The organism is Phenylobacterium sp. (assembly GCF_022402485.1).
In the GTDB taxonomy this organism is placed as follows: Bacteria; Pseudomonadota; Alphaproteobacteria; order Caulobacterales; family Caulobacteraceae; genus Phenylobacterium.
The window spans coordinates 166,342-189,536 of the sequence record NZ_JAKRSA010000009.1 but is presented as its reverse complement, the minus strand read 5'-3'; the positions used below and the strand labels follow the sequence as shown (position 1 = coordinate 189,536).

Here is a 23,195-nt window from a genome sequence, read left to right as displayed (position 1 = left end):
CTGTACTTCACCGGTCGTCGGAACGGGCGCCGTCATGACTTGCCCAACTCGTTGGGCGCGGCTGTCGCGCCACTAAGTCCATGTTGGTTGGATTGGGTTACGACGCGGCCGCCTCCACCAGCCGCGCGCAGATAGACCGCGGGCAGGACCAACATGTTCAGGGCCGTCGAGGTCGCCAGTCCGCAGAGAATGACGATGGCCATAGGCGCCTGGATCTCGCTCCCGGGCCGGCCCATGGCCAGGGCCAGGGGCACGAGGGCCAGGCCCGCCGAGATGGCGGTCATCAGGATCGGCACGAGTCGCTCTTCGGCGGCGCGACGGACGGCGGTTTCGAGGTCTGCGACGTCTTCGACCTCGCGCAGGTGTTTCACATGGCTGATCAGCATGACCCCGTTTCGGGTGGCGATGCCGAACAGGGTGATGAAGCCGATGATGGTCGCCACCGACAGGACGCCCCCCATCAGCCATAGGCCGACCACGCCGCCCACCAAGGCCAGCGGCAGGTTCAGCATGACGATGGCCGCATCGCGGGTCGATGCGAAGGCCTGCCGTAGCAGCAGAAACATGCCGATCAGCACCACCGCGCCGAGGCCGAGCAGGGTGCGGGTGGCCGATGCGGCGCTTTCGAACTGGCCGCCAAGCTCGATCCGCGCGCCTTCGGGGAGGTCCATGGGATCAAGGGCGGTCCGAATGTCATCGACCACGGCGCCGAGATCGCGACCCGAGACATTGGCCAGCACCAGCTGGACCCGCTCGACGCTTTCGCGGGAGATGGCGTTGGGGCCCTGGTCGCGGACCACGTCGGCCACGGCGGCGAGGCTGATCAGCCGACCGTCATGGGTGGAGAGCAGCATGGACTCCAGGTCCGCGCCGGCTTCGAACTGCGCTGGATCGTAGCGGACCACCACGTCGGTCAGGACCGGCCGTTCGATGAGCGTCCCGACGACCACGCCGCCGATGGCGGCGCTCACCGCCTCTGTGGCCTCCTCGACCGAGAGCCCGGCCAGGGCCAGATCGGCGCGGCGGAAACGCAGCCTCAGATAGGGAACCTGGCTCTGGGTGTCGGTCTGGACATCCACGGCACCTGGGACCGCCTCCACCCGCGACTGTACGTCCCGCGCAAGGCGGGCCAGGGTCTGGCTGTCCGCGGCGAACACCTTGATGGCGATGTTGGCCCGCGCCCCGGACAACAGGTGGTCGATCCGGTGGGAAATGGGCTGGCCATAGATGGCCTGGACGCCGGGGATCTGCCCCACCTCGGCGCGGAGGGCGTCAAGCAGCTCCTCCCGCGGTCGACCGCCGGGGCGCAGGGCGGCTTCGATCTCTGAGGCGAAGACTTCCTGGGCGTGCGGGTCGCCGGGCGCGCGCCCGGTCCGTCGCGCGGTGGTGGCGATTTCGGGCTGGGCCAGCATGACCGCCTCCACCTGGGCCGCGGCCCGGTCAGAGGCTTCCAGGGAGGTTCCGGGCAAGGTGGTCACGTTGACCGTCAGGCTGCCCTCGTTGAACTCCGGCAGGAAGGCGCGGCCGGAAACGAAGAGGCCCACGCCCGCAGCCAGAACCAGGGCGAGGGACAGGGCGCTCAAGGCCCGCCATCTTGGCAACAGGCCGCTCAGCAGCCGGACATAGCGCGCCTTCAGACCGAGCACCCATCGCGGCTCCTGGCCCAGCGCCCGGTCACCGCGCTTGAGCACATCCCGGCCAAGCACAGGCGTCAGGGTGAGCGCCACAGCCAGGCTGGCGAGAAGCGCCACGCCATAGGCCAGGGCCAGTGGCTGGAGCAGCCGCCCCTCGATCCCCGTCAGCCCGAACAGCGGCAGGAAGACCAGCAGGATGATGAGGGTCGCAAACACGATGGAGCCCTGCACCTCAGCGGTGGCGGAGGCGACCACCTGGACGACGGAGGGCCGCGTCGCCTCGGGGCTGGCCTCGGCCAGCCTGAGGCGACGGACGATGTTCTCGACCACGATGATGGCGTCGTCCACCAGGACCCCCAGGGCGATGGCGATGCCCCCGAGCGTCATGGTGTTGATGGTGCCGCCCACCAGACTGACGGCGATCAGCGCGCTGACCACGGAGACGGGGATGGCCGCCAGGGTGACCAGGGTCGCCCGCCAGGAGGCCAGGAAGATCAGGACGATGATCGAGACGAGGACCAGGCCCTCGATCAGGGCGCGCACCACATTGTCGATGGCCCGATCGATGAAGTCGGCCTGACGGAAGACCTGCGTCTCCAGAGTCATGCCGGCGGGCAGGGTGCGCTGAACGTCGGCGAACACCAGGTCGAGCTGCTCGGTCAGATCCAGGGTGTTGGCGTTGGGCTGCTTTTGAATGGCGAAGATCACCGCCGGCTGGGCGTTGAACGACCCTGTGCCGCGTTTGAGGCCTTCACCGACCCTGAGATCGCCGATGTCGCGGGCAAGGACGGGAACGCCGCCCTGCTCCCCGACAATGACCTCTCCGAAGGCCTCAGGCGTCTCGGCGCGCCCGACCCCCTCCACCAGCAGTTCCTGGCCATTCTCCACCACGACGCCAGCCGAGCGGGTGGCGCTGGCCTGCTCCATCGCGGAGATGACATCGTTCATGCCCACGCCGCGGGCGCTCATCCGCCCGGGATCGACCAGCAATTGGACCTGCCGCTCGTCGCCGCCGATGGTCATCACCTCGGCGACGCCCGGAACGGCCAGCAGGCGGCGGCGGACCGTCCAGTCCGCGACGCTCTTCAGCTCCATTGGCGAATGGGTGTCTGAGCGCAGGGCGACGAACATGATCTCGCCCATCACCGAGGAGGCTGGCGCCATCACCGGCGGCGGCAGGTCGTCGGGCAGCGCCCCCGCTGCAGCCCCCAGGCGCTCGGAGACCACGCGCCTGGCCTCGGCGGCATCTGTCGTCCAGCCGAACTCCAGGGTGACCACGGCCAGACCCGTGGTGGAGTTTGAGCGAATGCGCCTCAAGCCTGGCGCGCCGTTCAAGGTGGTCTCCAGGGGAATGGTGACCAACTGCTCCACCTCAGTGGGGGTGTAGCCGCCGGCGTCCACCACCACCTGCACCGAGGGTGCGGTCAGATCCGGCAGAACATCGACGGGCATGCGGCTGGCCACCCCAATGCCGCCGATCGTCAGCAGCATGGAGAGGGCGTAGATCGTCAGCCGGTTGGCCAGGGCCCAGGCGACAAGGCGCTCGATCATCGAGGGGAGTCCTTAGTGTGCATGGCCATGGCCAAAGGCGTCGGGCGTGGCGGCGGCGGCGCGGACGGTGGCGGCGCCCTGGGTGACCACCCGTTCGCCGGGGCGGAGATCACCTGTGACGGCGATGCGATCCCCGCTGGCCCGGCCGCGGGTCACCATGCGGCGTTCAAAAGCCTCGCCGGAGACCTGGACATAAACGACGTCCTGGCCACCCTCGTTGATGATGGCTTCCGCAGGCACGCTGAGGGCGGAGGCCCCCTGGCCCCTGGCCAGACGTCCTTGGACCCGCTGGCCGGGGCGAAGCTGATCGCCGTCATAGGCGAAGACCACCTCGGCGGTGCGCGTCCTGGGGTCAATCATGCTGGCGTCGCTCACCCGCCGCAGGTCGCCGAGATCCAGGCGTTCGCCGTTGACGATGACGTCCAGCCCGAAGGCAGGGCCAAGGCCGACGGCCTGGGCCTCAGGAACCTGGGCCACAAGCCACAGGCGTGTCGGATCACCGATCCGCATCAGCTCGTCACCGGCCGCGACCGGCGCGCCGCGCACGAGTGCGGAGGCCAGGATACGCCCTGAGATGGGTGAGGTGAGTGGTACGGCCGGGCCGCCGCCGGCCAGGGCGCTGCGGCGGTTCTGGGCGGCGGCCAGTTGGGCCGAGGCCAGTTGCTCTGCGGTCCGCGCTTCGTCCAGCCGCCGTGATGGCGCGGCCTCGGCGGCGACGAGCCGCTGCATGCGCGCCGCCTCGCGTCGGGCGGCTTCAAGGGTGATGCGGGCTTCGGCGATGCCTAAATCCAGGGCCGCGACATCCTGACCCTCGCCCAGCCGGGCGCTGATGCTAGCGAGCTGCTGGCCGCTCCGTACGGCTGCGCCGACCATGGGGACCGTCGCGCCGGTGCGGATGACGCCGGACACGGGCGCGGTCACCACAGCCTCTGCGTCGGGCGCGAGCCGCACGTCGATCATGACCGGCACGGTCTGGGCGAGTAGCCCCTCGACCACGGGGCGCGTGGCGAAGGGGACGCGCCACTGCGCCTCTTTCGGGAAGGCGATATGGTCGGGGTTCTCCACATGCTCTGGCGCAGCCGCTGCGCCGGCCTCGCTGGTGGCGTGCACTGTCACCGTCCCGAGGTCGTGAACGCTTTCGCCACCCGGGCCCACATGGCGCAGGCGAAGGCGCGCCTCTCCGGACCGTGTCGAGGTGAGCAGGGGGCGGAAGATGCCCGGGGTGTCGGACACCTTGGCGGAGCCCTGGTCGACCTTGCCGTCTGGCCAGGTCAGTTCGACGAACAGCTCGCCATCGCTCACGGCCCGATAGTCGGACAGGCGGCTAAGGTGCGCATCGAACCGGCGTCGCCGGTCGAGCACCAGGGGGCGGTACTCCACGAAGAGTTCCGTCGTCTCCGCATAGTCGGTGACGGTGACGCCTCCCGCCGCGTGCCCTTCAGCCGCGGGCGCGCCGCGGTCAGAACAGGCGGAGAGCAGGATGAGCGCCGCCAGTGCGGCGGGAAGCATCGCCTTCATGATTGGTCTGTCCTTCAGTGCGGGTGATCGGCGTCTTCGCCGTCATGTTCGTGGCCGTGCTCTTCGGCGCTCTCGACCGGCTCGGCGACATCGTCGTCCTCATGGACCGGCGCGGCCGTCTCGGCCGCCGCCGGGGCCGCCTCAGCGGCGTCAGTGGCCGCTTCGGTCGCTGTCTCGCTGGCTGGCGAGCAGGCGGCGAGCAGTCCCGCCAGCAGGATCGCGGGCAGAGTGGTGCGAATGATCATGGGGTAGGTCCTCCTTGGGCGAGATCGAGTTCGATGGCGGCCAGGACGGCGCGCTCCGTCAGCTCGAGGGTTGAAGTCTTTGCGTCGTGGGCGGCGCGATAGGCGTCGATCAGTTCGGCCACCCCGATTTCGCCTGCGGCATAGGCGACCTCTGCGATTTCGCTGAGACGCCCGGCGTCTGCGGCCGTACGCGCAGCGGCGCTCGCGGCCTCCGTGGCGGCGACGGCGCGGGCCCGGGCGGTGGAGGTTTCTGCAGCCACGGCGCGGCGCGCCAGAGCAGCGTCGGCCGCGGCCAGGCGCGCCAGGGCTTGAGCCTCCCGGCTGGCGGCCCCACCCGAATTGAAGAGGGGAACGGTCGCGCCGATGGTGACGGCCGGGCCATCAGAGGATCCAAAGGGGGTTTCGACGCGCCGGTAGCCGATGCCTACCTCCAGCTCCGGGAGGCGTGCGCGGGCCGCGGCCCTGGCCATGGAGCGGGCCGCCTCAAGCCGGCGCTCCGTCGCCTCGAGGTCCAGTCGCCGGGCGCCATCGGTCGGTGATGAGAGGGGCGGAGGCCTCAAGGGGCCGGCGCTCCTGGCGCCCTCCAGCCCGGTGATCTCAGCCAGCGCAATACAGGTCGCCGCCTGCTCACCAATGGCGAGACCGGCCTGCGCCTCTGCGGCGCTCAATTCGACCCGAACGCGCCGGAGGTCATAGGCCGCGGTGTCACCGGCCTCGACCCGTTCACCGACGATGCGCAGGGCGCTCTGAAGCTCGTTGACGAAGGTCGTATGGACCCCGGCGATCTCTTCGGCGACGGCGCATTGCGCATAGGCCCGGCGGGCCGCCGCCTTGCGTTCTTCCAGCCCCCGGCTGGTCTCGGCGATCACAGCAAAGGACTCGGCCTTGGCCGCGGCCCTCAAGGCGTTGCGGCGTCCCGAGATGTCGATGGGTTGCACGATCTGCGCCTGCCACTCCTCCTCCTCATCGAGGGCGCCGCTTAACCGGCTGCGGGTGACCGAGACGGAAGGGTTGTCCAGCACGCCGATCGTCTCGGCCCGGGCGCTGGCGGCCGCGCGAGCCGCCTCGCTGGTGGTCAGATAGTCCGGATCGCCCAGGGCGCGGGCGATCGCTTCGGCCTCATCAATGCGAGCATTCGCCGGCTGCGCCTGGGCGAGCGGCTGCGCCGCGAGAAGCAGGAAGACGAGGACGCTTGACCCACAAAGGAGCGGGCGAAGGCGCGAGGAGGGCATGAGGTGGCTCCGCTTGAACGACATGAAGCCGACACGCAGGCGCGCGCCGGCCAAAGGCGATCAAACGAGGCGGGGCGGGCGACCGTCTGGGGGCGGCGACAGGCCGCGCGGGGTGCGATCCGTCTCGGCGCGAACGGTCGACTGCAAGCCGAAATCGGCCAAGCCGTGTTCGGCCATCAGAGCCGGCGCCACACAGGCGAGGCTGGTGACGGGGCCATGGTCGTGGCTGGAGCGGTCCTCGTCCGGCGCTTCGTTATGATGGCCGTGCGAGGCGACCACGGCGCCGGTCTCATCATCATGGTGATGATGATCGCCGACGCTCAGTGGCGAAACCCAGTGCGAGACCGAGTGAGCGTCCACCGCCAGGGCCGGGGTGGCGATGGCGAACATCACGAGCATCACGCCAACAAGGCGGGCCAGATGATGGCGGAGCTTGGACACGCGAGACTTGTACTGCGACGCAGCCAGGCTCGCAATCGGTCGCTCAACGACCTGACGTCCCGAAAGGGCAGGGGAGAGACCAACGGCCATGTTCGGCGGAACGTCCGAGCCGCAGGGGTCTTCAAGCGGCGCCGGTTGTGCTGCGAAGTGGTCACTCTTCGACACGTTCCGCTTTCTCGCCTGGGATCCCACCGCGGGGAGCACGCCCTGAGGGGCCTGTGGGTAGCGGAGTAGGTATGTGGATAAGTGATGGTGACTAAGTAGCCGAATCAAAAGTGGAAAATGCCTTAGATTCGAGTCCTGCCGGGCCCACCAGCGGGGGTTTAGCGACCGTGGTCTCAGGTTAGCCTGCGAGCCAGATCGGCGGCGCTCTTGGGCACTTGTCGAGGTCAGGATCGATGGACAGCTCCCAACCGGCGGAACGATTCTCGCTGATGGCCTGATCGTGCTGGGCGAGCAGCAGCAGGAAGCGTCCGATTGATGATCCTGCCGCCCAGCGGGGTCTCTCAAAGAGGTCTTCGTGGTCAAAGAAGTAGACCGCTGGGGTTTGACGTTCTGAAGACAAATCCAACCCGTAGAGGCTTCCGCTACCGTCGGAGAAGATTGGCACAGCCTGGGCATGCAAAAGCGATCTGAGAGCGCCCTCCCGCCGCCACTCCGGCCGCGCGTTCCACCTCGCAGAATGGCTGCAAAGTCGCAGACGCTCTGCACCCTTTCGCGGTAGAGCGCTTCCAGCTCCGCCGGCATCTGGCCACCAAGGAGCTCGCGGACCTGTTGGACAATGCCGTCCGACTGGTCCCCGGGCTGGCGACGAAGCACGCCTCGCGCCTCCAACAAACGACAGGCTTCCGAAATCGTGATGTCCATCACCAGCTCCATCCTCAAGGGGCCGGAGGCGGCCGAGCAACCCCGGCTCTCAAGACATATGGCTCGATGATCTTATCCAGTTGAACGGTGTGCGACCAAGCTGAGACGCGGCTAGTCGGCCAGTCAGGAGGACTGCCCCCTCCGCGAGAAGCGGAACGACCATAGGTACCCTCCCATTCGACCCACCGCTCGCGGCGTACCAGGACCCAACCCCATCAACTCTACATCGAGCGGGGCGCTAGGCAAGAACAAAGGCAGAACATATGTGGCCGCTGGCCGCGAGCAGTCAGCGGCCTATCCCCGACGGAAGCAAACGCTTTCGCGGTGATCATCAAGCGCAGCAGAGAGGAGGACTTCGATGTGTCCCTCGCTCGAGATGAACTCCGACGCGCGGGCTATCTCGCTTCCCAGGCCAACGCCATGGTGCACGAAGTCTGTCTCTGGCGGCTCTCTGCAGGGCCAGGGAGGAAGCGCCGCCCGCCGGTTGCCCTGGCGAGACCACCGGCGTTCTTGTTCGGTTAGCTTCGCCATCCGAGAACGGAGGGGGGCGAGCACTTCAATCGGCGCGCGGGGACGCCCATCGGAAGCGGAGCAGTCCGGGGTTGGACAAATCGACTCTGCCTCGAGGGCGCAAAGCCTCGTGCGCTAGTTTTCCGCACGGTTTGGCGGTTTCGCCGAAGCGGGTTCATGGCGGCGAGCCGGGGCTAGATCGCCTCCCATGCGGACTCCAGGCGTGGCAGGCGGGCCTGAATCCCTGCGGCGATGGAGTCATGGATCGGCTCCGGAAAATCAGGTGGCATTTTCTGTAGCGCCTGGGCCGCTGCGTCCGGCGCGGCCGCCAGAACACCCTCCAGGACTTGCCGAATGACAGCCGGTCCCAGGCCTGCGGCCTTGGCGGTCTCGACGAAGTGCCCGCCGTGGATATCCAGGATCTTGTAGTGTGGGTTAGCGCCCAGCGACATGGCCAGGGTGAAGCCCCTGTGTGGGATGCGCTTGGCGTCGAACGCCGGCTGGGCGCTGAGGACATCGTAGAACGGGGTGAGCTCGAAGCGACCGCCCGGACGCAGGAAGATGCTGAAGTTCTTTGCATGCCCATCGGTGGCGCCCATGAGCCAGAAGACGATCTGGCTCTTGAACACCTTGGCCTGGGCGACCAAGGGCTCGTCGCTCTCCTGAAGTTTGGTCAGGATGTTGACAACGCTTGGGCCTCCGTCGCGTTGGTATTTGCGGCTGGATGGGACCGATAGCGCCTGGCAGAAGTCCTCCTGCGGCAAACGCAGGATGTGGTCGCCCCGAAGGCGGCGATCAAAGCGTTCCACCACCAGCACACGGCGCACTCCAAAGGTGGCGATCTCGGTCCGTGCGACGGGCAGACCGAAACTCTCCAGCAGGGTCAGGCAATAGTGCTCGTTCTCGACGCTGTCGCTGAGATCGATCACCCCCGAGGAGGTCGGAATCTCTCCGAGCTGAGGCTTGAGAATATGCGTGGTCGGCGTCGTTCCGATCGGCCGCATCCACTGGCCTTGGTGACGAAGAAGCGCTGTCTTCTCCTGGGCGCCGGCGACCGATATCCGGAACTCCTGCTCAGGGTCTATGCCAAGGGGCACCCGGGCAAGGTTGGCCAGCAGCGCCTCGATCTCCGCGTCGCTGATCGGTGTGCCCTCGATGGGCTGTAATGCGTCCGCCCCGTCCTCTTCGGGAAGGAACTGCATCGCACCCACGCAATCGCGTCCGATCTGAGCGAGCAGGCTGTAGGCGTCAGCGCCCTCTGCGCCCGTGCGCTCGGCGACTTGTCGGCGAACATAGGGGTTGTCTGGCAGGAGGTTGTCGAACACGGAGACGACGGCCTCTCCGCGCCACGGCGCGTTCTGCAAAGGCAGGGAGAGGGAGACCGGAAAGGCCGGCGCCCAGGCCAACCAACCGGGGTCGTACTGGAAGCTTATCGCGCCGCTGGCCTGTTTTTCCAATCGACCGCAGAGACGGTTGTTGATCAGCACCTTCAGGGGGGCGTGGGTGCGACGACGGGGCATCAGAAGATGTCCTCGATGTCGGCCGTCGAGCTCTGGCTGCGCGGCTCAAGGGTCATTTCAAGCCCTAAGGCCGCCAGCACGTCGAACAGAGTGGAGAGCTTCACGCCGCCTTGGCCAGTTTCGATCTTTGAGATCATTTCCTGACGTTGGCCGGCCAGTTGGGCGAGCTGCGTCTGGGTCAAGCCCTGCTCCAGGCGGAACCGTTGGATCAGGCGACCAATCTGGCCGGATGAACGAGCGATCGTGAGGGGCATGGTGGCTTTCTGATTATGCCGTAAGCGGCATATGCAGCGTTTATGTGTTTTCTGGCATATTCCTAGTTTATGCGAAAATCAACATAATATGCATTTATGTGGATTGTAGCATAATCGGGCATGACTTGTTCTGAATTGACGGACGCCCGCGCCAGGTCCGCTTAATCAACCAACGAAGGCAAAGGCGGCTAAATTCTAGCCGTCAGGGGATTGCTGGTAGGCGCGCGGGTAGGGTCGAGATCAAGTGATCATAACGCATTATTTTAGCAGTATAATTGACCGCCGTTTCGAGTCCTGCCGGGCCTACCAGCGGGGGGCGATGCACTAGGCGGTCGTGGTTCTCGAAAGGGGTGCAAGGGAAGAGACGTCCGCTAAAGGGCGTGCGTCAGCGGACGCTGCCATGGTCAGAGCCGGAGGCGAGAGGGCGTAAATCCGCTAATATTCATTCGATCAAAGTTATTCAGGGCGCTGGTGAACAGTAGCGAGGCTTGGCTCATCAGATTTTTCTTGTTGCCCATCATGGCCTGGACCAGCTGAGCATGGACCTGGGCCGCTGTTTGCGCGGCGCTTAATCGATTTAAATCGGGCACGACCAAGCGGGTCATGCCTGTATCGACGATGTCAGTCATGCGCTGCTGCATGGTGACGTCGCTATTTATGTTTCGTCCGACGCTGCCATAATAGGCTTCGATATTTCGAAGATTGCTAAGAGATTGAGATATATCACTATGGACCATTCCCCAATCACTCCCACCTGGCGGAGTTGGCCGCCAGTTTTGAACACCGTTTTCTGACTGAGCGTTCACTGTAGATATTTCGTTAGAATTTAATGCTCTTTTGTATATTGATAAATTATCAATTTGCGAATTTGTGCCGCCAAATAAAGTAATATCGTTTCTAATTGTTGGCAATCCAACTCTATATTGTATGTTTCCCAATAAGCTATCATTCAAAAACACGCTTGCGTTTCCAGACTCAGAAACGGAAATGCTTATGCGAATCCATTCCCCTAAATTTACAACTGGACCAGTAATTGTTGATGTTCCGCTAGCAACAATTCGATTTGAGCTGTTCAGGCTAACGGTCACTGCGTCTCGAAGATCGCCGGAAACGATATGCTGGATGATAGCTCCAGGCTGATTTGGTCTGATGGATGCGCTGACGGTTGCGCCAGCGGTGGGCGAGAAACTTAGACCGGTATAAGAAGCCTGAATGGAGAGATTGCTATTTTCTCCATCAGTATAAGTAACTGGAGCAAACGATCTCACCCGCGTATGGGAATGTGGCCCGAGCGCTGCGGGGGTAAAGTTGCCTTCGAAGGCGAAGGCCGCGCCCAGATCATTCAAAAGCGGTGCCTCGATCGGGACGCTGAGGGGCAGGATCGCGCCTTGGCCCTTTCGCAGGTCGTGGGCTGTGATCTGGGTCCCTGAGGGCAGGGTGATGTCGCCGGTCTGGTCTGCGGCATCGGGATTGAGCAGGTTGCGGCCGGCGAAGCTGGCTGCCTTGGTAATGTCATCGATGCGCGCGTTCAGGGTATCAAATTCGCTCGCCAGGATCTGGCGTTGATCTGCGCCAAGGCTGTTGTCCTGCAGGCGGATCGCCAGGCCCTTCATCTCCTCAAGGGTGCCCCCCAGGGCTTCGGTCACGTTCAGGGTTACGTCAACCAGGCTGCCAACCCGTTGCAACGTGTCGATCGCATGAAGATGGTTGAGCCTCTGGCTGAGCGCATGGGTGGCTTGAGTGGCGACCACGGCGTCGGCCTTGAACCCTGGACGGTCGCCGTAGCCTGAGACCTTGGCCGCCACGTCCTCCGAGGTCGCCCGAACCTGCGTCAGGGCGTTGGGCACCATGGGTATGGGTGACAAAGTGAACAGGGTACACTCAGCGTCTGAGAATGATCGACGGTGGCTCAGATGCCTTAGCGCAACCTGAACACCCCATCATGCAGGGGCGCCCCTTACAAAAACCCTAAGACCTGCGTTCTGCGAGTGTCTGAAGGCGGTCTACGCATCAAATGGCCTTTGGGAAGTGGTGAGTTGTTGCCTGTCAGGCCAGGTCCGGCCTCCCAGCGACCACGCCAGGACAGGGTCGGATTTTCGCCGTCCCTGGCAAAGCTTGGGCTTGCAATCGTGATATTATAACATATCACCTCGACCCATCTTCTGGGGTTTTAGGGGTGAGACGGACTCATGCGGATCAGACAGTTCGGAGCCATGGCTCTGCTCGGAACCACCTGCCTGGCGTTTCCGGGCGTGGGCCTGGCCGATCAGAGCGTCGACGAGGTGATCGTCACTGGACAACGGCAGGCCTATCGCGCCGGTGTCCCGCTGCAGGACGTCCCCCAATCGATCACCGTGATCGAGGCTGCGGCGCTGGATCAGGCTGGTCTGACCAAGCTGTCGGACGCCCTGGACCTTTCGGCCTCGGTGGTGCGGCAGAACAATTTCGGCGGCCTCTGGGACAGCTTCGCGGTGCGGGGCTTCGCCGGGGATGAGAACCTGCCCAGCGGCTATCTGGTCAATGGCTTCAATGCCGGCCGGGGCTTCGGCGGCCCCCGGGATGTGGCCGGCATTGAGAGGGTCGAGGTGCTGAAGGGCCCCAATGCCGCGGTGTTTGGCCGTGGGGAGCCGGGCGGCAGCGTCAATCTGGTGACCAAGCAGCCGAGCTTTGCGCCGGCCGGGTCGGTCAATGTCCGGATTGGCGAGTTTGAACTCTATCGGGGCGAGGTGGACTGGACCGGCCCCCTGGTGGACGACCGCCTGGCGGTGCGTCTGATCGGCTTTGCCGAGGAGGCGGGCAGCTTCCGCGACACCGTCCAGAGCCAGCGCCACGGGATCTACCCCTCGGTTCTGCTGCGTTTCAACGACAGCACCAGCCTGACCTATGAGCTGGAAGCCACCCGCCAGGAGGTGCCCTTCGACCGTGGCGTGGTGTCCATTGCGGGAAACCTGGACGCCCTGCCGGCCAGCCGGTTCCTGGGGGAGCCGGGCGATGGGCCCCTGCGGGCCGAGGTGCTCGGCCACCAGCTGCAGCTGCAGCATGATTTTTCGCAGGACTGGAGCCTGCTGCTAGGGGCCGGATGGCGGGAAACCGACCTGAAGGGCTCCTCCAGCGAACCTGAGCTGGCCGCCAGCCGCCAGCGCCTGTTCGTCGATGGGCGCACCCTGTCGCGCCAGTTCAGATTCCGTGATTATGAGGCCGAGCATTTGGTGGCCCGCGCCGAGCTGGCCGGGCGTTTTGAGGCTTTTGGCGGCCTGCACAGGGTGCTGATCGGCGCCGACTGGGACGCCTTCGACAACAGCCAGTACTTCCTTCGGTTCCGACCGCCGGCGGTCTCGGGCAACCCCACGGCTCAACAGGGTTACGTCCTGGACGTGTTCGCCCCGGTCTATGGCCGCTTCCCCGCGCCCACGGCACCGGTGCAGACCAATCGCCTGGATGAGCAACGGGCGTTTGGCGTCTATGTCCAGGACCAGATCCGCTTTGGCGAACGGCTTGAGGTGCGGATCGGCGGCCGGTTCGACAGTTTCGAACAGACCTCCACCAATCGCGCCAACGGCGCTGTGAGCAGCTTCGACGACACCCGGTTCAGCCCTCAGGTCGGGGCGGTCTTCCATGCCACGCCACAGATTTCGCTCTATGGCGCCTATGGAGAGGGCTTCCGGCAGAATTTCGGGGCCACCGCAGGCGGGACGCCCTTTGAGCCGGAGACCTCCCGGTCGACGGAGGTCGGCATCCGGGCCGGCTTCGGCGGTCTCACTGGAACCTTCGCCGTCTTTGCGCTGGAAAAGACCAACGTCCTGGCCTCTGACCCGGCCAATGCCGGGTTCTCCATCGCCATCGGGGAGGTGGAAAGCCGCGGCTTCGAGGCCGACGTGACGGGCCGTCTGCCTGGAGATATCGATCTATGGGTGTCCTACGCCTATACCGACGCTGAGGTGTCCAAGGCGGTCATCGACGCCGGCACAGGCCTGATGATCTCCCCAGGGGACCGACTGCTCAACATTCCCGAGCAGAGCCTTAGCGTGCAGGCCACGAAACTGGTCCAGCTGGCCGACACCCAGCTGCGTCTTGGCGGGGGCATACAGCATGTGGGGACCCGGCTCGGGGAAACCGGCGCCCGGTTCGAGTTGCCCGCCCACACCCTGGCCCGGCTGTTCGTCAATTGGGAGATCACCGAGCAGGTGGAGGTCTCGGCCTATCTGAACAACGTCTTCGATGAGACCTGGTACGCCAATTCCTATTCCCGCCTTTGGCTTCAGCCTGGGGCACCGCGAACCGCCTCCGTGTCCGTCCGCTACCGCTTCTAAGGCGCGTCCATGACCTCTCCTGTTCTCTCGGTGACCGATCTCGTCGTCGCGCGGGGTGGCCGATCGGTGATTGACGGCCTGTCCCTGACCGTCTCGGCGGGGGAAGTCTATGCCCTGCTGGGGGGCAATGGCGCGGGCAAGTCGACCCTGTTGTTTGCAATCCTGGGCCTGCTGCGGCGCTCAGGGGGGACGGTCACGGTCGGAGGGCATGACCCGGCCGTGGCCCCCGATGAGGTGCGCCGCGTGGCGGCCTATCTGCCTGAGAATGTCGCCCTCTATGACCATCTGACGGCGGTGGAGAACGTGCGCTACTTCCTCGATCTGGCTGAGGAAAAGCGCAGTCTTGCGGAACTCGATGCGGCCTTTGAGGCCGTGAAGCTGGATGCGGCAGCCCAGCGGCGGCGGGTGGGCGACTTTTCCAAGGGCATGCGTCAGAAGACCGCCATCGCCCTGGCGATCCTGCGCAAGACGCCGGTCCTGCTGCTGGATGAGCCGACCTCTGGCCTTGATCCGGCCGCGACCAAGGACTTCCACGACCTGGTTCTGGCGCTGCGTCAGCAGGGGACGGCGGTGCTGATGGTGACCCATGACCTGTTTGGCGCTGCAGAGATCGCCGACCGGGTGGGCGTACTGCAAAACGGCGTAATGGGGCGGACCTGGTCGGCTGGGCCAGAGCCCCAGAGGTTCGACATCCAGGCCCTGCATCGCAGCTACGCCGGACGGGAAGAGGCATGAGGCGGGTCTGGCGGATCGCCGCCGAAGAGCTTCGGCTTCTGGCGCGGACCCGGGTGGCCTGGCTCGGACTCCTGGCGCTGATCATCCTCTCGGCGGTGGCGGCGGCCACGTCGGCGGCCCATGTGGGGCGCGAACAGGCGATCCGCGCCGAACAGCAGGCGGCGGCTGATCACGCGTTTGAGGCCCAGCCTGACCGCCATCCGCACCGGGTGGTGCATTATGGCGCCTATGTGCATCGGCCCGTCAGCCCGCTTGCGGCCTTTGAGCCAGGGGTCGACCCCTTTACCGGCACGACGCTCTTCCTGGAGGGGCATCGGCAAAACTCCGCCACCTTCGGGGCCATGCGGGAGTCTTCGGGCCTCATACGCTTTGGCCAGCTGACCCCGGCCTTCGTGCTGCAGGCCCTGGCGCCCTTGCTACTGATCTTCCTGGGATTTTCGGTGGTGGCGCGGGAGCGGGCGACCGGAGTTCTGCGGCAGCTGCGCGTCCATGGGGCCCGGCCCGGCGAGGTGCTCTTGGGCAAGAGCCTGGCCCTGGGGGCTGTGGCGGCGGTGGCCCTGGCCCCGGCCTTGGCCGCCCTGGTGATCGCCGCCTCAAGCGCCCCGGGGGAAGCGACCGCCGGCGCGCTGATCGCGGCGGCCTTCATGATTTATCTGGCCATCTGGGTCCTGATGGTGGTGGCCGTTTCAGCCCTGGCCGGATCCAGCCGGGGTGCCCTCTTGGGCCTGATCGCACTCTGGGCCGTGGTGGTCGTGCTCACCCCCCGGGCCGCCTCGGCCCTGGCCGCCCAGGCTGAGCCCGCCCCGCCCCGGGTGGAGACCGACCTGCGGATTACCCGCGAAGCCCGGACCATCGGCGACAGCCACAATCCCGATGATCCGTTCTTTGCCGCCTTCCGCGCGCGCACCCTGGCCGAGTACGGGGTCAGTCGGATTGAAGACCTGCCGGTCAACTATCGCGGCCTGGTCTCCGCCGAGGGGGAGGCCCTGACCTCGCGCCTGTTCGCCGACTATGCCCGCCGCACAGCCGACCAGCAGCGGGCGCAGTCGCGCTGGCTGGCGGCCGGCGCGATCTTCAGTCCGGCGCTTGCGGTGCGTAAGGCGGCCATGGCCGGGGCGGCGACGGACCTGGAAAACCATGTCCGCTTCCTGGAGCAGGCCGAGGCTCATCGCTTTGATCTGGTGCAGCGGCTGAACCGTCTGCATGCCGAGGACGTGCGTCCGGAGGACGACGCGGCGCGGAGTAGCGATTCCGAGGCCGAACAGCGGACTCGGGTTGCGGCGGAGAACTGGGCTGGCATGCCAGACTTCAGCTTCACCCCGGCCACCCCGCAGGCCCGCGTCGCCTCCATGATCCCAGGCCTTGGGGTCCTGGCCCTCTGGCTTGCCGCCGCAGTGGGCCTGCTGGTTCTGGCCAGTCGACGACTGATGGGAGAGTCACGATGAGGGCCATCCTGCGCGAACTCTGGTTCCTTGGACGGTCACGGTCGGCGCTGAGTGCCATCTTGCTCCTGGCTGTTCTGGCCAGCGTCGCCGTCGCCTTTGGCCTGGCCGAGACAGCCCGGGACCGAGCGGCGATCGCCCAGGTGCTCGCCTTGCAGGCCGAAGAAGATGTCACCGTCGCCGCCCGCACCAGCGACGCCGGCGGCTCGGCCTATGGCACCTATTTTCCCACCTGGGACTCCCCATCGCCCCTGGCCTTCGCCGCCCTGGGGCAGCGGGACCTCAGCCCCTCGGTCCTGAGGGTACGTGCCCTGGCACTGGAGGCGCAGCTCTACGAGAACGAGCAGGCCAACCCGGAACTGGCCTTGCCCGGACGGTTCGATCTGGCCTTTGTGACTGTGTATCTCGCCCCCCTGGTGCTGATCGTCCTGCTTCATGACCTGTGGTCGGGGGAACGGGAGGCTGGCCGGCTGGCGGCGCTCCAGGCGATCCCCAGATCCCTGAGCCGGATCTTCATCTCGAGAGCCGGGGTGCGCGCCGCTCTGGTGGCGCTCGCCCTGCTGGCCCCCTTTGGTGTCGGGGCCCTGGTCGAGGGTGCGGCCCTGGGCACGGCCCTGATGTTTGCTGCAGCCTTGATCGGGGTGGTGGTCTTCTGGACCTTGGCGATCCTTGCCGTGGCTCGGCTTGGGGCTCGCTCCACCGTCAATGCGGCAGCCCTGGCCAGCCTGTGGTTTGGTCTGACCCTTGTGGGGCCGGCAGCGGCGAACCTCGTGGTCACGGCCGCCGTGCCTGTGACCGAAGGGCCGCGTCTGGCCCGGGAGAACCGGGACGCAGTCCACGGCGCCTGGGATCTGCCCCGCCAGCCGACCCTCGACCAGTTTATCGCCCTCTATCCGGAGTGGGCGGACACAGCCCCCATGACCGAACCCTTTCATTGGAAGTGGTACTTCGCTTTCCAGCATCTGGGGGACGTGGCCGTGGCGGACCTGTCCCAGGCCTATCGTCAGGGGATTGAGCGCCGGGAGCAGCTGTCGGGGGTGGCAGGCTGGCTGATGCCGCCGGTGGGCCTGCAGCAGATGATGCACCGGCTGGCGGAAACCGATGTCACCGCCCAGCTGGCCTATCAGGACCGGGTCCGCGCCTATCACACTGAGATCCGGGAGTTCTACTATCCCTATCTCTTCAGGGATCAGCCCTTCGGCCCGGAGGACTTTGCCAAGGCACCCAGATATCAGCCCGACGGGGGCATCCCCTAGGGCGCGGCTCGGCGGCCTCCACTGGCGGACCGCCTCAGGGTCTGGCCAGGGCGATGGCCTCGGCGACCTTGATGCCGTCCACCGCCGCCGAGAAGATGCCCCCCGCATAGCCTGCCCCTTCGCCGGCCGGGTAGAGGCCGCGCACGTTCAGGCTCTGGAAATCCGCCCCGCGGGTAATGCGGATGGGGGAGGAGGTGCGGGTTTCGACCCCGGTCAGCAGGGCGTCGGGGTCGTCATACCGGGGGATCTTGCGGCCGAACACCGGCAGGGCTTCGCGCATGGCCTCGACCACATAGTCCGGCATCAGCGCCGCCACATCGGTGGGCCGCACGCCCGGGCGATAGCTTGGAACCACTGGGCCAAGGTCGGTGGAGGCCTGGCCCGCGATGAAGTCGCCCACTCGCTGGCCCGGGGCGAAATAGTCCCGTCCGCCGGCCACGAAGGCCCGAGCCTCCAGGTCCCGCTGCAGCTCAATGCCGGCCAGGGGATGGTCGCTTCCGTGGTCGGCCGGCGAGATGCCGACCACAAAGCCAGCATTGGCGTTCCGCTCATTGCGCGAATACTGACTCATGCCGTTGGTCACCAGGCGGCCGGGTTCGGAGGCCGCCGCCACCACCGTACCGCCAGGGCACATGCAGAAACTGTAGACCGTGCGGCCATTGGCGCAGGGGTGAGACAGGGAATAGGCCGCCGCCCCAAGGTCGGGATGACCCGCGCAAGCGCCAAACATCGCCTGATCAATCCAGGACTGCGGGTGCTCGATCCGAAAGCCAATGGAGAAGGGTTTGGCCTCCACATGGACGCCTCGGTCATAAAGGGCCTGGAAGGTGTCCCGCGAGGAATGGCCGATGGCCAGCACCACCTGATCGGTCTCGAGGAACTCCCCGGTGTGCAGATGGACGCCGCGTAGGCGGTGTGCGCCGTCCGCGGCACGGTCGAGCTCAAGGTCGGTGACCCGATGCTCGAACCGGTATTCGCCGCCCAGGGCCTCGATCTTGGCCCGCAGGGATTCCACCATGGTCACCAGACGGAACGTGCCGATGTGGGGATGGGCCTCAGTGAGGATCTCAGCCGGAGCCCCGGCGGCGACGAACTCGGTGAGCACCTTGCGCCCCAGGAAGCGGGGATCCTTGATCTGGCTGTAGAGCTTGCCGTCCGAGAATGTGCCGGCCCCGCCCTCGCCATACTGAACGTTGGACTCCGGGTTCAACTCGCTGCGCCGCCAGAGACCCCAGGTGTCCTTGGTCCGCTCCCGCACCACCTTGCCGCGATCGAGAATGATCGGTCGAAAGCCCATCTCGGCCAGGATCAGGCCGGCAAACAGCCCGCAGGGGCCTGCGCCGATGACCACAGGGCGCAGGCGGCCAGGCGGCGGGGCCTTGGCCACATGGCGATAGGTGGTGTCAGGCGTTGGGCGGATATGCGGGTCATCGCTGACCCGGGCGCGCACCACGGCCTCGTCCGCGACCTCCACATCTACGATATAGACCTTGAGGATCGCCGACTTGCGCCGGGCGTCATGGGCCCGCTTCCACACCGACCAGCGGGTGATGTCGGCCTCAGTCACCCCCAGCCGCGCGGCGATGGCCGCCGGCAGGGCGTCAGGGGCATGATCCAGGGGCAGCTTGAGTTCGGAGATCCGCAGCATCGCCCCCCTTTAGCCGTTTGGCGCGTTAGACGCACGCAGGCCGTGAAGCCACAGACTGAGCTGCGCCGTATCTCTGCGGACCGCCCGTGATCCTCAAAAGGAGCCCCGCTATGTCGCACACTTCCGTCCTTGCCGCCGCCCTGGCCGGCCTGTCTCTTGGGGCGGTTGCCGCCCCCGCGCTGGCGGCTGATCCTCCGACCGCCGGGCCGCTGGCCGTCGAGGTGTTCTATACAGGCGTCTGGTACGAACAGGCGCGGACGCCGACCAGCCTGACCCGGGGCTGCGAATACGCCACCACCAGCTATGGGCGCACCGAGCGGGGCGAGATCGCCGTGACCGACGCCTGCCGCCAGGGCGGGCCAGAGGGCCGCGAGCGGGCCATCTCCGGGGTCGGAGAGATCCTTGACCCCGGTCAGAACGCCGAGCTTGCCGTCCGCTACCGCTTTGGCCCCTTCCGCCCCAGCCGGACCTATCGGGTTATTGCCCATGCCCCCGATGGCCAGTGGTTCATCTCCGCTGAGCCGGGGTTCGAGAAGATCTACATGTTCAGCCGCCCCACAGCCCTGCCGGTCCCGGAGATCGAAGCCCAGATCGCGGCGGTCCGGGCCAAAGGCTATGCTGGGGAGGTGGAGATCCTGGCCACGCCAGGTCGCTGACGTTGGAAGCCTGAGGGATTTCCAACGGCGAGGTCGGGAAAACCGGGGGCTGAGCGCGCCCTAAGCGCGCACGCCGAGCGAGGCGGCCAGGGCGCGTTCGACCCGGGCCACCACGCCCTCATCGGCGCCCTCAGCCCAATTGGCGTAGACGCTGGCCAGGGACTCGGCATGGTGCTCCTGCAGGCGCACACCGGCCGCCGCATAGGCGCGCTGCACGGCTGACTTGAACCGGTCTTCCAAGGTCACGTCTGCTCTCCACATGGGGAGAGCCGTGGTCCGCTTTGCCAAACAGCAGGTTAATTTGCCGCAGGGTTTTTTAGCCGCCAGACGCCTTGCGGCGGTCCCGGGTGAAGCCGCCCTCGCCGTGCTTGCCGACGCTATCGAACTCGGCGTCGCCGGCCTTGTGCACGAACTGCTCAGCCACCAGCCAGGCCTTGACCGGCCGCAGGCTGCCCAGGCACCCGCCGATCATGGCCGGAAAGGCCACGGCCATCTGAGCCCAGATCGGCGGCTGGGCCATCACCGCCCAGATGGCCCACAGGGTTGTGACGACGACGCCCACCCCGGTCATCACGAAGAAGGCTGGGCCGTCAGCCGGGTCGGCGAACCCATAGTCCAGGCCACACTGGTCACAGCCTGCGGCCAAGGTGAGATAACCCTTGAACAGCTTGCCTTGGCCACAGTTGGGGCAGCGACAGCGCAGGCCGGCGCTGAGGCTGGAGGGGGATGTGGGGTGTGTCATGCTCGGGGCTTAGCAGGTCCGCCCCTTCAGGAGAAATCGCGCTGCGGCCGGTGCCGTCTTAAACGAGGAGGCCTGCGCCATGGAGGCCAAGGCCGGCCGCTGCGCAGCCGAGCAAGAGGGGGACGACGCCAATCCGAAACCCGAAGGCCGCGATCGCCGCAGCGAGGGTCAGGCCAAGGCTGGCCAGGTCCACGCTGTCGAGTACCGGGACGCTGAGGGCAAGCCAGTCGGGGCCCGCCTCCTGGACCTGGGCAAAGAGGACGTGCAGGGCAAACCACAGGGCGAGGTTCAGGATCACGCCCACCACGGCCGCGGTGATCGCGGCCAGGGCAGCGTTCAGGGCGCGGGCGCTGCGCAGGGCCTCGACAAAGGGCGCTCCAAGGAAAATCCAAAGAAAGCAGGGGGTAAAGGTTACCCAGGTGGTCAGGATCCCCCCCAGCACACCGGCCCAGAGAGGGTCGAGGCCTGTCGCGTTTCGCGCCGCCCCGAGGAACCCCACGAACTGGGTGACCATGATCAGGGGGCCAGGCGTGGTCTCGGCCAGGGCCAGACCGTCGAGCATCTCACCTGGTCGCAGCCAGCCATAGGTCTGCACCGCCTCCTGCGCCACATAGGCCAGGACCGCATAGGCACCGCCAAAGGTGACCACGGCCATCTTGCTGAAGAACACCGCGATCTGGGTGAAGACATTGTCCCAACCGAGCGAGAGCCCGAGCGTCAGCACGGGCGCCAACCAGAGGACCATGATCACGGCTCCCGTCCGCAGGGCCCAGGCGAGATTGGGCCGCGTATGCGCAGGGCTGGACTCGCCAAGCACGGTCTCGCCCTCGGAGACGCCGCCGTCAGCCAGGCCGCTGTGGCCGCCGCTGACGGCGAAGGCGGGCAGGTGCATCCTTGCCCCCAGAAATCCGATCAAGCCAGCCGCCAGGATGATGAGCGGAAAGGCGACGCCAAACACCGCAATCGCCAGGAAGGCCGCCGCTGCCAAGGCCATCAAGGTCCGGTTGCGCAGGGCGCGACCGCCGATCCGAAGCATGGCCTGAACGACAATCACCAGGACGGCGGCCTTTAGCCCGAAGAAGATCGCAGCCACTGGTCCCAGGGCTCCCAGCGTCATGTAGAGAATGCTCAGGCCCGTGATCGCCAGGAAACCTGGCAGGACAAACAGCAGGCCCGCAGCCAGTCCGCCAGCCGTACGGTGCATCAGCCAGCCGATATAGATGGCCAATTGCTGGGCCTCAGGCCCCGGCAGCAGCATGCAGTAGTTGAGGGCATGCAAGAACCGCTGCTCGCCGAGCCAGCGCTTCTCTTGCACCAGGATCCTGTGCATCACCGCGATCTGACCGGCGGGGCCGCCGAACGACAGGGCGGCGATGCGCGTCCAGACCCGCAGGGCTTCAGAGAAGGGGATCGGAGCGGGCGGGGCGGGAGACATGGGCGCGCTCCGGAGCGTTGGCCCTGTTCCTAAGCGAAAACATACCAAAGGACGAGAAGACAGTCGCAGGAGTCATTGCGAAAGGTTCGCATTTTCTCTAAGGCTCCTGGTCAGCATAGGAGCCATCTTCATGACCCCACGCCTGACCCTCTCCGCCAGCCTTGCCGCAGCCCTGGTGCTGGCCGCCTGCAGCCCTGCTTCAGAGCCCGCCGCCGCGCCCGAAGCTGCCGCATCCGGGGAAGTGAATGTCTACAGCGCCCGCCACTACGACGTGGATCAGCGGATCTACGAGATGTTCACCGCCACCACGGGCATCAAGGTCAACAAGATCGAGGGGTCCGCACCCCAACTCATCGCCCGGATGCAGAGCGAAGGCGCTGCCAGCCCCGCCGATGTGTTTGTGGCCGCTGATGCCGGCGCGCTCTGGCGGGCGCAGGAGGCCGGTCTCCTGGCGCCGGTGAGCTCAGAAGTCCTGAACGCCGCCATCCCGGAGAACCTCCGCGAGCCCGAGGGCCGCTGGTTTGGCTTCCAGCGTCGGGTCCGGGTGGTGGCCTATGATCCGGCCAAGGTTCGACCCGAAGAGGTTGCTACCTATGAGGCCATCGCCAGTCCGCGGTTCCGCGGCAAGCTCTGCGTCCGGTCCTCTGACAATATCTACAATCTGTCCCTGGTGGGCGGGCTGCTGGAGGCCTGGGGCCCGGAAAAGACCGCCGACTGGGCCAAGGGCATCGTCGCCAACCTCGCCCGCCAGCCGGAGGGCGGCGACCGAGACCAGATCCGTGCGGTGGGCGCGGGGGTCTGCGAGATCGCCCTCACCAACAGCTACTACTATATCCGCATGGCCGAAGGCGGCGAGGAGAGCGACCGCGCCATCACCGAGAAGGTCAAGCTGGCCTACCCGTCTCTGGACGGCCAGGGCGTGCATGTGAATGTCTCGGGCGGTGGGGTTACGGCCAATGCCCCCAACCGTGAGGCGGCGATCAAGTTCCTGGAATTCCTGGCTTCGCCCCAGGCCCAGACCCTGGTGTCCCAAGAGAATGGCGAGTTTCCAGCCACGCCGGGCCTGGCCGTGCCGGCCCCGACCAACGCCTATACCGAGTTCACCGCCCATCCCATGTCGGTGGCGACCTATGGACCGCGGCAGAATGAGGCCCAGACCCTGATGACCGCGGCAGGCTGGCGATAACGGCACCGTCGAC

Annotated in this window: 18 protein-coding genes; 6 read left to right on the top strand and 12 right to left on the bottom strand. The window is 66.3% G+C overall.

Translation table 11 applies throughout. The features are described 5' to 3' along the window. Window positions 1-32 precede the first annotated feature (32 nt). From MH112_RS02135 to MH112_RS02100, 8 genes are all read right to left on the bottom strand, one after another. Entirely contained in the window at window positions 33-3,185 is a 3,153-nt protein-coding gene (locus tag MH112_RS02135; RefSeq protein WP_296563185.1) for an efflux RND transporter permease subunit, read from the bottom strand. Window positions 3,186-3,197: 12 nt separating this feature from the next. Then, window positions 3,198-4,703, bottom strand: a complete 1,506-nt coding sequence (locus tag MH112_RS02130) for an efflux RND transporter periplasmic adaptor subunit (RefSeq protein ID WP_296563183.1) — start codon at window positions 4,701-4,703, stop codon at window positions 3,198-3,200. Window positions 4,704-4,717: 14 nt separating this feature from the next. Beyond that, window positions 4,718-4,948, bottom strand: a complete 231-nt coding sequence (locus MH112_RS02125; RefSeq protein WP_296563181.1) for a hypothetical protein — start codon at window positions 4,946-4,948, stop codon at window positions 4,718-4,720. After that, window positions 4,945-6,180 (bottom strand): TolC family protein, encoded by a 1,236-nt coding sequence (locus MH112_RS02120; RefSeq protein ID WP_296563179.1) that lies wholly within the window; start codon window positions 6,178-6,180, stop codon window positions 4,945-4,947. Before MH112_RS02120 ends, MH112_RS02125 begins: the two co-directional genes overlap by 4 nt. Window positions 6,181-6,240: 60 nt before the next feature. Beyond that, the gene (locus tag MH112_RS02115) at window positions 6,241-6,621 is read right to left on the bottom strand and encodes a hypothetical protein (RefSeq protein ID WP_296563177.1); all 381 of its coding nucleotides are present in this window, start codon (window positions 6,619-6,621) and stop codon (window positions 6,241-6,243) included. A 1,571-nt stretch (window positions 6,622-8,192) separates the two neighbouring features. Next, entirely contained in the window at window positions 8,193-9,518 is a 1,326-nt protein-coding gene (locus tag MH112_RS02110; RefSeq protein ID WP_296563175.1) for a type II toxin-antitoxin system HipA family toxin, read from the bottom strand. Continuing rightward, the gene (locus tag MH112_RS02105) at window positions 9,518-9,772 is read right to left on the bottom strand and encodes a helix-turn-helix transcriptional regulator (protein ID WP_296563173.1); all 255 of its coding nucleotides are present in this window, start codon (window positions 9,770-9,772) and stop codon (window positions 9,518-9,520) included. Before MH112_RS02105 ends, MH112_RS02110 begins: the two co-directional genes overlap by 1 nt. 404 nt (window positions 9,773-10,176) lie before the next feature. After that, window positions 10,177-11,577 (bottom strand): LamG-like jellyroll fold domain-containing protein, encoded by a 1,401-nt coding sequence (locus MH112_RS02100; RefSeq protein ID WP_296563172.1) that lies wholly within the window; start codon window positions 11,575-11,577, stop codon window positions 10,177-10,179. 384 nt (window positions 11,578-11,961) lie between these two features. Between MH112_RS02100 and MH112_RS02095 the strand changes: the two genes are divergently transcribed. The 4 genes from MH112_RS02095 to MH112_RS02080 are packed head-to-tail and all read left to right on the top strand — an operon-like array spanning window position 11,962 to window position 17,515. Then, a complete protein-coding gene (locus tag MH112_RS02095; protein ID WP_296563169.1) occupies window positions 11,962-14,082 on the top strand; it encodes a TonB-dependent siderophore receptor in 2,121 nt (706 codons plus the stop codon). A gap of 9 nt (window positions 14,083-14,091) precedes the next feature. Further along, window positions 14,092-14,817, top strand: coding sequence for an ATP-binding cassette domain-containing protein (locus tag MH112_RS02090; RefSeq protein ID WP_296563168.1), 726 nt, complete (start codon window positions 14,092-14,094; stop codon window positions 14,815-14,817). Beyond that, window positions 14,814-16,262: a DUF3526 domain-containing protein gene (locus MH112_RS02085; RefSeq protein WP_296563167.1), complete on the top strand. Its 1,449-nt coding sequence runs from the start codon at window positions 14,814-14,816 to the stop codon at window positions 16,260-16,262. The genes MH112_RS02090 and MH112_RS02085 overlap by 4 nt, the downstream gene beginning before the upstream one ends. Then, window positions 16,259-17,515 (top strand): DUF3526 domain-containing protein, encoded by a 1,257-nt coding sequence (locus MH112_RS02080; RefSeq protein ID WP_296563165.1) that lies wholly within the window; start codon window positions 16,259-16,261, stop codon window positions 17,513-17,515. The genes MH112_RS02085 and MH112_RS02080 overlap by 4 nt, the downstream gene beginning before the upstream one ends. 34 nt (window positions 17,516-17,549) lie before the next feature. Here MH112_RS02080 and MH112_RS02075 read toward each other — a convergent pair whose 3' ends face one another. Next, window positions 17,550-19,163, bottom strand: coding sequence for an NAD(P)/FAD-dependent oxidoreductase (locus tag MH112_RS02075; protein WP_296563163.1), 1,614 nt, complete (start codon window positions 19,161-19,163; stop codon window positions 17,550-17,552). Between the two features lie 110 nt (window positions 19,164-19,273). On the opposite strand from MH112_RS02075, the gene MH112_RS02070 reads away from it, so the two are divergent. Then, a complete protein-coding gene (locus MH112_RS02070; protein ID WP_296563162.1) occupies window positions 19,274-19,819 on the top strand; it encodes a lipocalin family protein in 546 nt (181 codons plus the stop codon). Window positions 19,820-19,879: 60 nt separating this feature from the next. Here the strand turns inward: MH112_RS02070 and MH112_RS02065 are convergent, their stop codons facing one another. The 3 genes from MH112_RS02065 to chrA form a co-directional block, all read right to left on the bottom strand. Further along, entirely contained in the window at window positions 19,880-20,065 is a 186-nt protein-coding gene (locus MH112_RS02065; protein WP_296563161.1) for a hypothetical protein, read from the bottom strand. A 70-nt stretch (window positions 20,066-20,135) separates the two neighbouring features. Then, window positions 20,136-20,561 (bottom strand): DUF983 domain-containing protein, encoded by a 426-nt coding sequence (locus MH112_RS02060; protein ID WP_296563159.1) that lies wholly within the window; start codon window positions 20,559-20,561, stop codon window positions 20,136-20,138. A gap of 58 nt (window positions 20,562-20,619) precedes the next feature. Then, entirely contained in the window at window positions 20,620-21,996 is a 1,377-nt protein-coding gene (gene chrA, locus MH112_RS02055) for a chromate efflux transporter (RefSeq protein ID WP_296563157.1), read from the bottom strand. A gap of 130 nt (window positions 21,997-22,126) precedes the next feature. On the opposite strand from chrA, the gene MH112_RS02050 reads away from it, so the two are divergent. After that, window positions 22,127-23,182, top strand: a complete 1,056-nt coding sequence (locus MH112_RS02050) for an extracellular solute-binding protein (RefSeq protein WP_296563155.1) — start codon at window positions 22,127-22,129, stop codon at window positions 23,180-23,182. Window positions 23,183-23,195: the final 13 nt, after the last annotated feature.